The following is a 14392-nucleotide window of genomic DNA, read 5'->3' on the forward strand; positions in this document are numbered from 1 at the left end:
GGCCATCCTAACAACGATGCCGTACGTCGTACGCGGCCGCGCCCGGCACGCTCCCGGGGTGCCGCCCGGGGTCAGACCGCCTCGCGATCATTCGAGAGTGTGGGGCCGGCCGCGGCGGGCACCAGGTGTCGGACCTCCGGTTCCCCGTCGGTCAGCTCCCGGGCCCGTTGCTCGGCCGCACGGTCCTCGCCGGTCAACCGGCCGCCGTGCTGGCGCAGGTGCTCGTCCCAGGACGGCACCAGGTACACCTCGACGAACCGGTCCACCGCCTCGGCCGGGCGGAACAGCCCCCACCGCATCGCGCCGGTCCGCTGCCGCGCGCCCCGCACCACGTCCATCGCCGCCAGGAACCGTTGGGTCCGCTCCGGCCGGACCGTGTACTGCACCGTCACCAGCACCGGCCCCACCCTCGGGTCCGGCTCGCGCGCCAGGTGCAGCTGCGGCCAGTAGGCAGCCGGTTCCCGGTTGACCGAGCGCAGGTCCGGCAACGGCCAGATCCGACTCGTCAGGGTGCCGAGAAGCATCAGCGCCGCCGCCGCCAGGTACGCCGGGAGCAGCCCGGCCATCTCGGCCACCAGACCCCACAGCAGCGCGCCGGCGGCCTGCCCACCGGCGAAGCACACCTGGTAGACGGCCAGGCCCCGGGCCCGTACCCAACTGGGCAGGAAGAGCTGCATCTCGGCGTTGACGTTGGCCAGCACCGTCACCCAGGCCATCCCGGCGGGCAGCAGGGCGAGCAGCACCAAAGGCACCGCCCGGACGGTGCCGACGACGGTCAGCGCCACGGTGAACAGCGCCCCGGCGATCAGCAGGAGCTGGTTGGCCGACAGCCGGGTGCGGATCACGGCCAGCAGCACGCCACCCGCGATGGCGCCCACGCCGAGGGCGGCCAACAGCACCCCGTACCCGGGGGAGCCCAGCCCCAGCCGCCGACTCGCCACCAACGGCAGCAACGCCCACAGCGCGCTGGCCGGGACCACGAAGACCAACGCACGGCGCAACAACCGGCGCACGGTCGGCGAGTGACGTACGTAGCGGCTGCCGGCGCGCAACGCGGCGGTGAACCGCTCCGGCACCTCGACCGCGCGGGCGTCGTCGGGCCGCCAGCACCACAGCGCGTACGCGAAGATCGCGAAGGCGACCGCGTTGATGCCGAAGACCGGGGCGACGCCGGTACGGGCGATCAGCACGCCGGCCACCGCGGGTCCGACCGCCCTCGCCACGTTCACGCTTATCGACCCGAGCGCCGAGGCCGACCGGAGTTGGTCCTGCGGCACCAGCTCCGGGATCACCGCCGCCCAGGCCGGCAGGGTCAGTGCCTGCCCGACACCGAACGCGAACGTGAGGGTGAGCAGCAGCGCGGGCGGCATCCGATCGGTCAGGGTGAGCAGCGTCAACGCGACCGCCACCGCCACCAGGAACAGCTGCACGGCGATCAGCAGGTGCCGGCGGTCGAAGCTGTCGGCCAGCACCCCGGCGGGCAACGCCAGCAGCAGCACCGGCAGCAGACTGGCGGTCTGCACCAACGCGACGAGGGTGGAGGCGTTGGAGTGGTTGATCAGCAGCCACTGCGCGCCGACGGTCTGCATCCAGGTGCCGATGTTGGCGGCGAGCAGAGCCAGCCACAAGTTGCGGTAGACCGCCGTCCGCAGCGGCGCCCAGGCCGAGACCGGACGGTCGGCGGGTTCGGCTGCGGCCGTCACCACCGCCCGTCCGCGCGCAGCACGCGCTCACCGGAGACGTAGAGGTCGTCGGGTTCGAGCTGCAGCAACCGGACGACCTCGGTGGCGACCTGTTCGGGCATGGCGTACACCTCGTCGAGGAACTCGGCGCCCACCCGTTCCTGTAGCCGGGTCGGCATCGGCCCGGGGTGCAGTTGCATCACCTTGACCCGGTTGCTGTGCTGGGCCTCGGCCACGGAGTCGACAAGGCTGTTGCCGTAGCTCTTGGTGGCCCGGTAGACGGGGATGCCGGGCCGGGGGGCCGCCAGCGCCAGCGCGCCGATGTAGACGACGTTGCCGTGACCCTGCCGGTGCAGGTGCTGCACCGCCTCTCGCAGCAGGTACGTGACGCCCAGGACGTTGATCTCCACGGCCCGGCGGATGTGTTCCACCGACAGGTCCCCCAGGTCGCCGCCCGCCCACATGGAGGCGCAGGCCGCCACCCCGTCGATCGTGCCGTAGCGCTCGACCACCTCGGCGAAGGCGTCGCGGACCTGCTCGTAGGAGGAGATGTCGCAGACGGCGCCGTCGCAACCCAGCTCGTCGGTCGCGGCGGTGACCTCGGCCGGCACGTTGCCGAACACCACCACCTGATGCTCGTCGACCAGCAGTCGGGCCACCGCGAGGCCGAGACCGCTGGTCCCGCCGACCACTACGAAGGTTCTGGCACCCATGTCTCTCCAGCCGCCGCCAGCACAGGGTCACGCGGGTCGCGTGACCTCGCGTTCTTCCCGTTTCCGGACGCCGCACACCCGGTCGCCGGTAGTGCTGGGCATACCCCGAAGAGTGGATCTGGACGGCTGGGGCACCCGGTCGCGCCCGATTAGCGTCTGCTGCATGACCACGGAACACCCTTCGCACCTGGCCGAGGCGCTACGCCGCCGCCGCTGGCTGATCTCCGCGTGGCCCTGGCGCGCGCTGGCCTACCTGGTGACCACGGTGCCGGTCGCCGGTGTGCTCGGCGTCGGGCTGCTCGTCATCGGCGGGCCCCTGCTGGCCGCCGCCAACGGGCTGCTGCTGCACGACCGGCCGCCGAGCATCGCGCTGATGCTGTTCCTGGGTGTCGGCAGCCTCACCCTGTTGGCGCTCGCGCCGATCGTGAGCTTCCCGGTGGCCGTCGTCGAGCGGTGGCGGGTCGGGCTCGTCGACGGTCGCCCGCTGGCGTCGTCGCCGTGGCCGGGCCTGGTCGCCCGCTACCGCAACGCCGCGACCTGGCGGGAGGTGGCCTACCTGTTCTGGCTGGGCGGCTTCGCCCCGGTCGCCTACTGGGTGTTCCTGGTGCTGGCGCTGCTCGACCTCGGGATGATCTCCAGCCCCTGGCTGGCCGGGGATGCCAACCAGCCGGTGGTGATCTGGCAGCCGATCGACAGCACCGGCGAAGCCATTCCGTACGCGATCGTGGGGGTGCTGCTGATCCCGGTGCTCTGCTACGCCGTCGGTCTGCTCGCCGCGCTCCAGGCAGCCGTGGCCCGGTGGTTGCTGGCGCACCCGGTGGACGCGGCGGCGCTGCGCGAGGTCACCCGCTCCCGCACCCGACTGGTCGGCGCGTACGAGGCCGAACGCCGTCGGATCGAGCGCGACCTGCACGACGGCGCCCAGCCCCGGCTGACCAGCCTCACCCTCCAGCTCGGGCTGGCCCGGCTGGACGTACCCGAGGACTCCCCCGCGTCCCGCCCCCTCGCCGTGGCGCACGACCAGGCCCGGGGCCTGATGGTGATGCTGCGGCAGTTGGTACACGGCATCCGCCCGCAGAGTCTCACCGACCTCGGCCTGGCCGGCGCCGTCCGCGAGCTGGCCGACGCCGCCACCATCCCGGTCGCCGTGCACGCCGACCTGCGCGACGAGCTGCCGGAGATCGTGGACACCACCGCCTACTTCGTGGTCTCCGAGGCGCTGGGCAACGTGGCCCGGCACGCCGGGGCGACCCGCGCCGACGTCCGCCTCACCCGGGTCGGCGGTGACCTCGTCGTCGAGGTGACCGACGACGGCCACGGCGGAGCCGACCCGGCCCGGGGCACCGGCCTGACCGGGCTCGCCGACCGGGTCGCCGCCGTGGACGGCCGGCTGTTGCTGTCCAGCCCGCCCGGCGGCCCTACAGTGGTCCGGGTGGAGCTGCCATGTCGTCGGTGACCCGGGTGGTGCTCGCCGAGGACGAGGTGCTGCTGCGGGAGGGTCTGGTCGCGCTGCTGACCCGCTTCGACTTCACCGTGTGCGCGGCCGTCGGCTCCGCACCGGACCTGCTGGCGGCGGCCCGCGAGCACCAACCGGACCTGGTGCTGACCGATATCCGGATGCCGCCGGGCCGCCGCGACGACGGGCTGCGGGCGGCCGTCACGCTGCGCACCGAGCGACCTGACCTCCCGGTCGTGGTGCTCAGTCAGTACGTGCAGACCGGGTACGCGGCGGCGCTGCTGGACAGCGGCGACGGCCAACGCGTCGGCTACCTGCTCAAGGACCGGGTCGCCGAGGTCACCGAGTTCGTCGACACGCTGCGCCGGGTCGCCGACGGCGGCACCGCCATCGACCCGGACGTGGTGCGACAACTGCTGCACCGCCCCCGCGATCCGCTCGCCGCGCTGTCCGCCCGGGAACGCGAGGTGTTGGCGCTGCTCGCCGAGGGCCGGTCCAACGCCTCGATCGCCGGCCGGTTGCACGTCAGCGAGGCGGCGGTCGGCAAGCACGTCGGCAACATCCTGCTGAAGCTCGACCTGCCCCCCAGCGACGACACCAACCGCCGGGTGCTGGCGGTCCTCACCTACCTGCGCGCCGACCCGGTGACCTGACCGGCACCGGGCCGAGATCGGGCCCGACCGCCCCCGGCGTAGATTCTTCTCAGCGGTACCGACGCCAGGTCAGGGCGCGGACCAGGGAGACGGGGGCACGGCATGGCGAAGGCGCTGCGGGTTGGTCTGCTGGGGTACGGGTTGGCGGGGCGGGTGTTCCACGCGCCGCTGATCGCCGCGACTCCCGGGCTGCGCCTCGACGCCATCGTGACCCGTGATCCGCAGCGACGCGAGCAGGCCGGACAGCATTTCCCGGACGCCCGCCTGGTCGACGACGCCGACGAGCTGTGGCGTACCCCGGACGCTCTGGACCTGGTCGTGGTGGCGACGCCGAACCGGCAGCACGTGCCGATGGCGCGCGCGGCGCTCGCCGCCGGCCTGCCGGTCGTCGTCGACAAGCCGCTCTCCCCGACCGCCGCGGAGGGCCGCGTGCTGATCGACGAGGCGACCGAGCGTGGGGTGCCGCTGACGGTCTTCCAGAACCGGCGCTGGGACGGTGACTTCCTGACCGTCCGCCGACTGGTCGAGCAGGGCGAGTTGGGGCAGGTGCTGCGCTTCGAGTCCCGGTTCGAGCGGTTCCGTCCGACGATCAAGCCGGGCTGGCGGGAGCTTGCCGGCCCGGAGGAGGCCGGCGGTGCCCTCTTCGACCTCGGTGCCCACCTCGTCGACCAGGCGGTGCAGCTGTTCGGCCAGGTCGAGCGGGTGTACGCGGAGGTGGACCGTCGCCGCGCGGGCGCTGCCGTCGACGACGACGCCTTCGTGGCGTTGACCCACACCAACGGGGTCCACTCCCACCTGTGGATGGGCGCGGTGACCGCTCAGCTCGGGCCGCGCCTGCGGGTGCTGGGCGACCGGGCCGGCTACACCAGCTACGGGCTGGACGTGCAGGAGGCGGCACTGCACGACGGTGGCCGCCCGGACCAGCCGGGCTGGGGTGAGGTCCCGCCGGACCGCTACGGCCTGCTCGGCGTCGACGGCGACCTGCGGCCGGTACCGACCGAACCCGGTGCGTACCAGAGCTTCTACGCCCAGGTGGCGGCGGCGCTGCGCGACGGCTCGCCGATGCCGGTGGACCCACGGGACTCCGTCCACACTGTCGAGTTGATCGAGCTGGCCCACCGGTCGGCGGCCGAGGGCGTGGTCCTGCCGGTCCCGACGGCCTGACCGGCTCGCACGTCCCGCCACCCGGGCTCCTGACGCGGAAAACCAGTGGAACGGCGCCGTCGTGCGCCGTTACCGTGCTGCGCAACCAGGTCGTCTAGGCAAGGACGTGCCGTTGTACACCCTGTGAGACCTCCCGAGAGCTGATCTGTCGCGCGTCGCGCCTGTGCGCCGCGCTCCTTTTTGCTGCGGACTTCTCACTGAAACCGGTGTACCTCTGTGCTCATTCACTGGGCCGTCGTGCCCACCTGCCTGCCGATCGTCAACCGCCGTTGCCACGCGTGCCCGTCCCAACGCCTTCGGGCGAGCGGCACGTTCCGGGTCAACGCCAACCACAAGCTCCTCGACGTCTGGCTCCTCGCGCTCTGCACCGAGTGCGGCGAGACGGCGAAGCTCACCGTCCTGGAACGGACGACCGTTCGCACCATCCCACCCGAGCTGCTGGACCGGCTCCATCGCAACGACGGCGGCCTGATCGCCGAACTGCTCCAGGATCCGGCCGTTCAGCACCGGAACCGATTCGCCCTGGACTGGACCGACGCCTGGCGTCTCGACACCGGCGGATCGGCGCACCTGGACCTCGACGTGATCGACGTCGCGGTCCGCAACGCGGCACGGGTCCCGGTCCGGCCGACCCGACTGATCGCTGAGGGTTGCCGGCTGTCGCGCGGCGAGGTGAACCGACTGATCATGGAGGGCAAAGTCGTTTCGGCGTTCCGGTTGAGCGGCAAGCTCTCCGGCGACTTCACCTTCACGCTGAAGCGCTGAGCCGACCCTCGGGGCCTGTCCGGCAGGACGCCGGGCGGGCCCTAGTCGGCGTTCTCCTCGGTGAGAGCGTCGTCCGACGCGCGGGCGTCGTCATCGGTCAGCGCGTCGTCGGTCAGCGCGTTATCGGACGGGGTGCCGAGGTTGGCGAGTCGACGCTCGGCCTCTCGGACCTCCTCGTCGATCCTGGAGCTCTCCTCGTCGGGACCCTGCGACATGGGCGACCTCCATCGGACGCTCGACCGGCAGCCCAACGGATACCCGACCTGAGGGCGGGGACACGGAGATCCGCCGACATGCCTTGATCAAGTGATGAAAAGTAGCTCAATCCGCTCCCCGAGACCTACTTTTCATCACTTGATCGAGAAAGCCCGGGGCGGGCGGTCGGCCGAGCCGCACTGGCGAGCTTCCGGAGCTTCGCCGGCTGGACGTAGATCTCAGGGAGCCGCGCGCGACCGTAGCCGAGTTGGTCAGTGGTTACCGAGCGCCGGGCCGGTCGGCGGGCGCGCCGGGCCGTAGCCCGGGAGCGTTGCCGACCCGGCCCGGTGCCGGATCAGCGCTGCTTCAGCTCGCGCCAGGATGGGTGGGTGCCGCGCCAGGCGTCGGCGAGGATGGCCGCCGAGGCCCGGCTTGGGCACTGCTGCACCCGCTCACGACCCGACGCCCCACCGATCTGGGCGCGGACCTCCCAACCCTGCCCGTCAGTACGGATGTACACGTCCCGGCGTCCGCGCGGGGTCGTGTCTCCGTTCCACCAGTGCTCCTCGACCTTCATTCGCCGACCGTATAGCAATTTTTGCGTGGAGGGTACGGCGCAGGAGGGTTGATAGTGGGGCGATAGTCGTAAATCAGGCGCACTTCAACCGGACCGTTACCGGGGAGGAACCGCAACGGCGGCTCCTCCCCGTCCTGAGTAACGAATCAGGCGTTAATCAGATGCCGACGAGCACCCCTGCCAGGGTGTTGGCCAAGGCGTCCTGCCCGGAGGGGCTGGGGTGCGGCGAGCCACCCTCAGCGGTGATCTGAAGGTCACCGGGAGTGAACGGTGGCGGCATCGCCACCCGGACGGCGGGGTCGAACGGGACGCCGAGTTGGATGGCCAGTTGAGATCACTGATCACGCCGCGCACGCTGCCCACCCAGAGCGGATCGATCAGCGGTTGCAGTGTCGACACCGGGGCCGCCGGGAGGTACGAGTGCGTCGCGGTCGGCAGCAGCGACTTGAGCTTGGCCCGGGCGTACTGCCCGACGTCGATGTTGGCCGGGGTGATGTCGTGATACAGCATCCACACCACCTTGTCCGCCCCGGCGCCGAGCAGTGAGTTGACGATGGCGGTGGCGTCGGCGGTGACGCCCGCGTACTGCGCCGGGCCGTCGTAGCGCGGCACCCCGATGTGGCACTCCACGCCGTTCTCGGCGGCGCGGGTCAGCGCCTCGCGCAGCAGACGCGTCTTGCCCACCCCGGCGTCGCCGACCAGCACGAGCCCGGGCAGGCGCGCCGACACGACGTCCTCGATGGTCTTCAGCTCGTCGTCGCGCCCGACGAGTGTCCATTCGCCACGTCCCGACATGCCGACCCTCACCTCGCCCCTCGGGACTGCCCTACCACCCACCCCATGGGCAGGCTCGGCACTCCCGCTCGACAGCGGTCAATGGCCGGCGGAGGCCGCCTGCCCCGGTCGGGCCGTCACCCCTGGGCTGTCAGGAGGTAGTCGTCGGCTTCGGGGCTCCAGCGCAGGTCCAGTACGCCGGCGGTGGCGGCGGCCTTGCAGAACTGCAGGAAGCTGCGGTAGCCCAGCTTCTTCTCACTGAAGTCGGGGCGGGCCCGGCGTACCTGGTTCTTCAACCCGGACAACGCCACCGGGTTGCCGCCGCTGCCGAGGTCCGCCACGACGCCCCGGAGCAGACCGAACGCCACCTCCCGGTCACCGTGCTCGGGCAGTGAGACCTCGGGGTCACCCTTCGCCGGCCCCTCGGCCAGCTCGATCACGTTGCGCTCGGCGAGGTGGCGCAGCAGTTCGCCGAAGGTGCGGAAGCCGTAGTCGGACTCGCTGAAGGTGGGGTCCTTGCGCAACAGCGTCCGCTTGAGCCGGGAGGCGGTGACCTCACCGTTGGCGCTGCCCTGCAACCCGGCGACCGACTGGGCGACGAGCACCGCGACGGCGTCCACATCCCGATCGGGCTCCGCGTCCGGTGTGCGACGCTCCTGCTCCTGCTCCTGCTCCTGCTCGGGTGGGCGCTGCTCCGCGCCGGCCTGCCGGGTGGCGGGACGAGCGCGCCGACCATGGGCCGGCGGGATGTCCACGCCCTCCAGTCGGTCGTAGTAGAGGAACTCGTCGCACGCGGGGGGAAGCAGCCCCGAGGTGGACCCCTCGACCCCGACGCCGATGACCCGCTTGTTCAGCTCGCGCAGCTTGTGCACCAGCGGGGTGAAGTCGCTGTCACCGCTACAGATCACGAAGGTGGAGATGTAGTCGCGTTCGAACGCCAACTCGATCGCGTCGACGGCCATCTTGATGTCCGCGGCGTTCTTGCGGGACGCGCCCATCCGCTGCGGGATCTCGATCAGCTCGACGTGCGAGCGGGTGAGCATCCGGCGGTCCTCGTCGAAGTAGGACCAGTCGGCGTACGCCCGTCGCACCACCACCCGACCTCGTTCGGCCAACGCGTCGGCGATGGGACGGAAGTCGAAGGCCGCGCCGCCACGATGGTCGCGCGCGCCCAACGCGAGGTTCTCGTAGTCGAGGAAGAGGGCAATCCGGTCTTCTTGATCCACGCGGATCAGCCTACGCCGGGCGTGAGCTGGTGGGGGCAGGCGACGCGCGGCACCTCAACTCGACGACCGTTCATTTCTTGCGGACTAGTAGTCGTTTATTTTCATTGTTCGATAGTTGTCTTGCAGGGCCCTGCCTGGTGCTGCATCATGACGATCAATGTCGGGCGTCGGGGGCGCCGGGCGGACCTCCACCACCACCCACCCAGGAGGGTCACCGATGTTTCGCAGCCTCACGCCGGCGCGGGGACGCCCCGGCCGGCCCAGCGGCACCGCCGTCGCGCTCGCGGCCGGTCTCGCCGTGCTGGTCGCCGGACCCACCGCGGCCGTCGCCAGTCCACCCGCGTCCGCCGGCGCGCAGCCGGTGGTCACCCGGGCCGCCCTCGATCCGGCGCTGGTCGCCGGACGCGGCGCGGACGTCGACTTCTTCGAACAGGAAGCGGAGAACGCCCGCACCAACGGCGAGATCATCGGGCCCGACCGGACCGCCTACACGCTGCCCGCGGAGGCTTCCGGCCGCCGGGCGGTCCGGCTCACCCCCGGGGAGTACGTGGAGTTCGTCCTGCCCAGCGCGGCGAACGGGATCACCGTGCGGTACAGCATCCCGGACGCGCCGCAGGGTGGCGGGATCACCGCACCGCTGACGGTCGCGGTCAACGGCAAGCACCTGCGCACCATGACGCTCACGTCGCAGTACTCGTGGCTCTACAACCAGTACCCGTTCACCAACGACCCGCAGGCCGGGCTGCTGCACCCGGACTGGTGGATCACCGAGTGCCAGTGCGTGCCGTCGGCCACCACGCCGTACCCGAGCATCACCACGCCGTTCCGGCCCACCCACTTCTACGACGAGCAGCGACTGCTGCTCGGGCGTACCTACCGGGCCGGCGACAAGGTCCGGCTCACCGCGCCGACCGGCAGCGCCGCCGCCTGGACGGTCATCGACCTGCTCGACTCCGAGTTGGTGGCACCGCCACACGTCCGACTGCTCGCGGCGAACGTGCTCGCCTTCGGCGCCGACCCCACCGGCCGGCGGGACTCCGCCGACGCGCTGGACCGGGCCATCGCCTTCGCCCGGCGCGCCCACCTCAAGGTCTACGTCCCGCCGGGCACATACCAGGTCAACCGGCACATCATCGTCGACGACGTGACCATCGAGGGCGCCGGCAACTGGTACACCACGATCAAGGGCCGCGAGGTCGCCCTGCCGACTCCCGCGCCGGACGGCTCCGTGCACACCGGGGTCGGGTTCTACGGGCGGGACGCCGCCGACGGCGGCAGCCGCAACGTGCACCTCTCCGGCTTCGCCATCGAGGGCGACGTGCGGGAACGCATCGACACCGACCAGGTCAACGCGATCGGTGGGGCGATGAGTGACTCCACCATCGACGGGCTCTACCTGCACCACACCAAGGCAGGTCTGTGGTTCGACGGCCCGATGCGCAACGTCCGTGTCACCAACAACATCATCGTCGACCAGATCGCCGATGCGCTCAACTTCCACACCGGCGTGACCGACTCCCTCGTGGCGCACAACTTCGTCCGCAACACCGGCGACGACGGTCTGGCGATGTGGTCGGAGAAGACGGCCAACGCACGGAACACGTTCGACCACAACACCGTGCAGTCACCGACCCTGGCCAACGGCATCGCCATCTACGGCGGCACCGACACCACCGTCTCGCACAACCTGGTCGCCGACCCGGTACGCGAGGGCAGCGGCCTGCACGCCGGGGCCCGCTTCGGCGCCGAGCCGTTCACCGGGCACCTGCGCTTCACGAACAACACCACGGCCCGCGCCGGCACGTACGAGCTGAACTGGAACATCGGGCTGGGCGCGATCTGGGTCTTCGCCCTGGACCGCAGCATCGAGGCGCCAATCGAGGTGACCGGCGACGCGTACCTGGACAACACCTACAACGCGATCATGCTGGTCAGCGACTGGCCGGTGAAGGACCTCTACTCGATCGACGACGCGCGGTTCCGGGACGTCCGGGTCGACGGCACCGGCACCTCGGTGCTCAGCGCCCGCGCTGCCGGGTCCGCCTCGTTCGCCAACGTGGACGCCCGCAACGTGGGCGCGGTCGGCGTCAACAACTGCGGATCGTTCCACTTCACCCCGGCCGGTTCGGAGTTCACGCTGACCGACCTCGGCGGTAACGACGGCGGGTGGCTCGCGCCGTGGCTGCTGCCCAACACCATCACCTGCGACGACCGCCCGCCCGTGTCGCCGCCCCCGCCGCCGGCGCAGTGGTGACAGCGGTGGGCGGCCCGATCGCTCGGGCCGCCCACCGCACCCGGATCAGCGCGTCCTGGCGTACGCCAGCGCGACGGTCGTGGACTGACCGTCCCAGCTGCCGCTCAGCGTGCCCCCGGTCGGTCCGTCGGCTCCGGCTCCCGGCCGGCGCACGACGACCAGCTCGACGGTGTCGGTGGCGATGAGCGTGCGGTCCTCGTCGACCACCCGCCGCACCGCGCCGACGGCCGGTACCCGGGCCTCGGCGGCGGCCCCGTCGACGACGACCGTCACCGTCGGCTCACGCACCTCGCGCCGGCCGTCGACCTCGAAGTACTGCTCCGCCTGACCGCGGCCGCTGAGGATCGCCTGGGCGAGCGCGGCCGCGTAGACCGGGTCGACGCAACCGTCGTACACCCAGCGCCGACCGAGCACCGAATGCTCGGTGGTGCCGACGAGCCAGCCGTCCGCACCGTCGAGGGGCGCGGCGCGGTAGGTGAGCGGAACCTGGTGGACCGGCCCGTCGCCGGCGCTCACCAACATCGTCTCGATGCCGACCTCGCCGTCCGGGTCGTCGAAGCGGTAAGTGCCCCGGCTCACCACCTCGACGCCGGTCGGCCCGGCGAACCACTGTCGGGAGGGCAGCCAGGCCGTCAGCAGGTCCAGTTTCGTGGGGTGCAGGGTCGCCCTGTGCAGCAGTGCCATGTCGGCAGCCTAGTCAGAGGCCCGCGCAGGGTCGCCCGCCGATGGTGCAGCTCTCCGGCTCCCGGGCGTTCGGCCGGCTGTCGCGGACGTCGAAGCTGATCGTCTGGGATCCCCCGCCCGCCACGGCGGCCCCGGTGAAGGTGATCACCCGTCGGTCCTGTCGCCAGTTCGCGCCCTCGACGTCGTCGACAGTGGTGCCCTCGGCGAGGGTGACCACCACCGCCCAGTCCGCCACCGGCGCACCTCCCGGGTTGCCGACCACGATCTCTCCGGTGTAGCCGAACAGTCGGTCGGATTCGGTCTCGTAGCGGGCCGTGACGGGCGCCGGTAGCGGAGGTGGCGCCGCCGACGTGGGCGTCAGCGAGGGCTTCGCCGACGGGGTCCGGGTCGGCCGGGTGGTCGCCGACGCGGTGGCCCGCGAGGCGCGCGCCGAGGGAGTCGCCGTGGAAACGACTGTCGCCCTGCCGGCCGTCGCGGTCGACGACGCGGGCGCGGTCGCGGTCGCGGTCGGTGCGGGCGCGGCGACCGGCTTCGGGTCGAGCGGCAACGTCACCCAGGCCGCCGTCCCCGCCAGCAGCACGGCCCCGGCGACCACGGCGACCAGCGTGCGACGCCGGCGGGGGTTGCGGCCGGCCCGGCCGCGTACGCCGATCAGCGGCAGTTCCGCGGTCATCCCACCGTCGGCCCGGCGCAGGTCGACCTGCTGGAAGGCGAGCCAGTCGAGAATGGCCGGCAGTCGGACCGTCAGCGCCTGCCGGAGTTGCTGCTCGCGTGGCTTCTGCCGCTCGACCGACCACCCGCCGTGCGTGGTGACCTCCCGCACCTCCAGCCGGCAGCCCTGGGTCGTGGCCGTGACGTCGCAGGTCACCTCGCTGAGCCGACCGGCCTCGTCGCAGGCCAGCACGAGCAGGTCCGGCTCCTGCCGCTCGGTGACCTCGACCTCGACGTCCGCCTGGAAGCCGGACAGGCCGGCGGTGCGCAGCAGCATCCGGTCGGGTACGCCCTCGACCATCTCGGCCTCGGCGAACCACCGGCCGAGCAACTCCCGATCGGTCAGGGCGCGCCAGACCCGCTCAGCCGGGTGGGACAGCTCGACCTGCGCACCGATCTCGATCACGGCGAGACTCTAACGGGTTGCCCGCCCGGCCTGTCCCGCCCGCCCGAGCCGGTCGCCGGCGGCCTGGTCAGCCCCAGCGGCTGGACCGCTCGACCACTGTGGCCAGCGCGGCCCGTGCGTCCGCGCTCACCTCGGCGACCACCTGCGCCGCCGGCACGTCCCGGGCCAGCGGGTGCGCCTGCCCAGCCCAGAGGTTGGCCACCGATGCGTCCGCGTCGCGCCGGGCTGCGGTGAGCAGGGGACGCGTCAGGTGCAGCACCTGGGGGTAACCACGCGGTGCCACCGCGTCGTGCTCGCGCAGGAAGTCGTTGGCCACGCCACGGGCCCGCTTACCGGTGTACGCCCGGGTCAACGCGGTCGGTGCGGCACCGGCCACCGCCGCCCGGTGCATCGGCGAACTGCCCGCCTCCGGGCAGCGCAGGAAAGCCGTGCCGAGTTGCGCGGCGGCAGCGCCGGCGGCCAGCACGGCGGCCACCGAGGGGCCGTCGACGAGGCCACCCGCGGCCACCAGCGGCCGGTCACAGCGGGCGGCGGCCAGTCGGAGCAGCGGCAGCAACCCGTAGTCGTCGTCGTCCGGCAGACCGCCGCGATGCCCACCGGCCTCGGTGCCCTGCACCACCACCGCGTCCACACCCAGGTCGGCGGCGGCGGTGGCGGCGTCCGGGCGGGTGACGGTGGCCCACACCTCGGTGCCCCGCTCGCGCAGGGCGCTGACCGCCGCCCGGTCGGGCAGCCCGAACACGAAGGACACGACCGGGACCGGGTCCGCGAGCAGAGCCGCCAGCTTCTCCGGGTACGCGTCGTCGCCGCCCACCGGCTCGCCCAGGCTCACGCCACGTCGCGCGGCCTGCGGGGCGAGCCGTTCGGCGTACGCCCGGATGGCGGCGTCGTCGACGCCACCCGGGTCGGGCAGGAAGAGGTTCACACCGAACGGCCGATCGGTACGCGCGCGAACCTCGGCGACGTCGGCCAGCAGCCGGTCGGTGTCGATCATCCCGGCGGCGAGGAAGCCCAACCCACCCGCGGCGGACACGGCGGCCACCAGCGCGGGCGTGGACGGGCCACCAGCCATCGGGGCGGCGATGATCGGGTGGCGCAACGTGGACAGGACGGGCATCCCACCATCCTGCCG

General features: G+C 72.2%; 14 protein-coding genes. 5 read left to right on the plus strand and 9 right to left on the minus strand.

The features are described 5' to 3' along the window. Positions 1–71 precede the first annotated feature (71 nt). Together ACZ6NZ_RS11355 and ACZ6NZ_RS11360 are read right to left on the minus strand one after the other, a co-directional pair. Positions 72–1706, minus strand: coding sequence for an MFS transporter (locus ACZ6NZ_RS11355; RefSeq protein WP_465857951.1), 1635 nt, complete (start codon positions 1704–1706; stop codon positions 72–74). Beyond that, positions 1700–2395, minus strand: a complete 696-nt coding sequence (locus ACZ6NZ_RS11360) for an SDR family NAD(P)-dependent oxidoreductase (protein ID WP_465857953.1) — start codon at positions 2393–2395, stop codon at positions 1700–1702. The genes ACZ6NZ_RS11355 and ACZ6NZ_RS11360 overlap by 7 nt, the downstream gene beginning before the upstream one ends. A 163-nt stretch (positions 2396–2558) precedes the next feature. Here ACZ6NZ_RS11360 and ACZ6NZ_RS11365 point away from each other — a divergent pair, with 163 nt between their 5' ends. The 4 genes from ACZ6NZ_RS11365 (at position 2559) to ACZ6NZ_RS11380 (ending at position 6433) form a co-directional block, all read left to right on the plus strand. After that, positions 2559–3851, plus strand: coding sequence for a sensor histidine kinase (locus ACZ6NZ_RS11365; RefSeq protein WP_465857954.1), 1293 nt, complete (start codon positions 2559–2561; stop codon positions 3849–3851). Beyond that, a complete protein-coding gene (locus ACZ6NZ_RS11370; RefSeq protein ID WP_366611511.1) occupies positions 3839–4504 on the plus strand; it encodes a response regulator transcription factor in 666 nt (221 codons plus the stop codon). The genes ACZ6NZ_RS11365 and ACZ6NZ_RS11370 overlap by 13 nt, the downstream gene beginning before the upstream one ends. Positions 4505–4606: 102 nt before the next feature. After that, complete coding sequence (locus ACZ6NZ_RS11375; RefSeq protein ID WP_366611509.1) at positions 4607–5668, plus strand: Gfo/Idh/MocA family oxidoreductase; 1062 nt, start codon at positions 4607–4609, stop codon at positions 5666–5668. A gap of 216 nt (positions 5669–5884) precedes the next feature. Further along, entirely contained in the window at positions 5885–6433 is a 549-nt protein-coding gene (locus ACZ6NZ_RS11380; protein ID WP_465857957.1) for a DUF1062 domain-containing protein, read from the plus strand. 41 nt (positions 6434–6474) lie between these two features. Here the strand turns inward: ACZ6NZ_RS11380 and ACZ6NZ_RS11385 are convergent, their stop codons facing one another. From ACZ6NZ_RS11385 to ACZ6NZ_RS11400, 4 genes are all read right to left on the minus strand, one after another. Beyond that, on the minus strand, positions 6475–6648 hold the full coding sequence (locus ACZ6NZ_RS11385) for a hypothetical protein (RefSeq protein ID WP_465857959.1): 174 nt from the start codon (positions 6646–6648) through the stop codon (positions 6475–6477). 335 nt (positions 6649–6983) lie between these two features. After that, on the minus strand, positions 6984–7205 hold the full coding sequence (locus ACZ6NZ_RS11390; RefSeq protein WP_030335934.1) for a hypothetical protein: 222 nt from the start codon (positions 7203–7205) through the stop codon (positions 6984–6986). A 153-nt stretch (positions 7206–7358) separates the two neighbouring features. Beyond that, positions 7359–8000 carry an ATP-binding protein gene (locus ACZ6NZ_RS11395; RefSeq protein ID WP_465857962.1) on the minus strand — a complete coding sequence of 214 codons (642 nt, stop codon included), beginning with the start codon at positions 7998–8000 and terminating at the stop codon, positions 7359–7361. Positions 8001–8116: 116 nt separating this feature from the next. Continuing rightward, positions 8117–9205: an NYN domain-containing protein gene (locus tag ACZ6NZ_RS11400; protein ID WP_465857964.1), complete on the minus strand. Its 1089-nt coding sequence runs from the start codon at positions 9203–9205 to the stop codon at positions 8117–8119. Positions 9206–9422: 217 nt separating this feature from the next. Here ACZ6NZ_RS11400 and ACZ6NZ_RS11405 point away from each other — a divergent pair, with 217 nt between their 5' ends. Next, entirely contained in the window at positions 9423–11459 is a 2037-nt protein-coding gene (locus ACZ6NZ_RS11405) for a glycosyl hydrolase family 28-related protein (protein ID WP_465857966.1), read from the plus strand. A 45-nt stretch (positions 11460–11504) separates the two neighbouring features. On the opposite strand, the gene ACZ6NZ_RS11410 is transcribed toward ACZ6NZ_RS11405, so the two are convergent. The 3 genes from ACZ6NZ_RS11410 to ACZ6NZ_RS11420 form a co-directional block, all read right to left on the minus strand. Next, positions 11505–12143: a CG0192-related protein gene (locus ACZ6NZ_RS11410; protein WP_465857968.1), complete on the minus strand. Its 639-nt coding sequence runs from the start codon at positions 12141–12143 to the stop codon at positions 11505–11507. Between the two features lie 13 nt (positions 12144–12156). Then, positions 12157–13260: an SRPBCC domain-containing protein gene (locus ACZ6NZ_RS11415; RefSeq protein WP_465857970.1), complete on the minus strand. Its 1104-nt coding sequence runs from the start codon at positions 13258–13260 to the stop codon at positions 12157–12159. 67 nt (positions 13261–13327) lie between these two features. Continuing rightward, positions 13328–14377 carry an NAD(P)H-dependent flavin oxidoreductase gene (locus ACZ6NZ_RS11420; RefSeq protein ID WP_465857972.1) on the minus strand — a complete coding sequence of 350 codons (1050 nt, stop codon included), beginning with the start codon at positions 14375–14377 and terminating at the stop codon, positions 13328–13330. Positions 14378–14392 lie beyond the last annotated feature (15 nt).

The sequence above is a fragment of the Micromonospora sp. NPDC047756 genome (assembly GCF_055587245.1).

Coding starts and splice junctions, on each gene's coding strand:
- ACZ6NZ_RS11360 (WP_465857953.1), bottom strand. CDS start 2,395: ATGGGTGCCAGAACCTTCGTAGTGGTCGGCGGGACCAGCGGTCTCGGC.
- ACZ6NZ_RS11365 (WP_465857954.1), top strand. CDS start 2,559: ATGACCACGGAACACCCTTCGCACCTGGCCGAGGCGCTACGCCGCCGC.
- ACZ6NZ_RS11370 (WP_366611511.1), top strand. CDS start 3,839: ATGTCGTCGGTGACCCGGGTGGTGCTCGCCGAGGACGAGGTGCTGCTG.
- ACZ6NZ_RS11375 (WP_366611509.1), top strand. CDS start 4,607: ATGGCGAAGGCGCTGCGGGTTGGTCTGCTGGGGTACGGGTTGGCGGGG.
- ACZ6NZ_RS11385 (WP_465857959.1), bottom strand. CDS start 6,648: ATGTCGCAGGGTCCCGACGAGGAGAGCTCCAGGATCGACGAGGAGGTC.
- ACZ6NZ_RS11390 (WP_030335934.1), bottom strand. CDS start 7,205: ATGAAGGTCGAGGAGCACTGGTGGAACGGAGACACGACCCCGCGCGGA.
- ACZ6NZ_RS11395 (WP_465857962.1), bottom strand. CDS start 8,000: ATGTCGGGACGTGGCGAATGGACACTCGTCGGGCGCGACGACGAGCTG.
- ACZ6NZ_RS11405 (WP_465857966.1), top strand. CDS start 9,423: ATGTTTCGCAGCCTCACGCCGGCGCGGGGACGCCCCGGCCGGCCCAGC.
- ACZ6NZ_RS11410 (WP_465857968.1), bottom strand. CDS start 12,143: ATGGCACTGCTGCACAGGGCGACCCTGCACCCCACGAAACTGGACCTG.
- ACZ6NZ_RS11420 (WP_465857972.1), bottom strand. CDS start 14,377: ATGCCCGTCCTGTCCACGTTGCGCCACCCGATCATCGCCGCCCCGATG.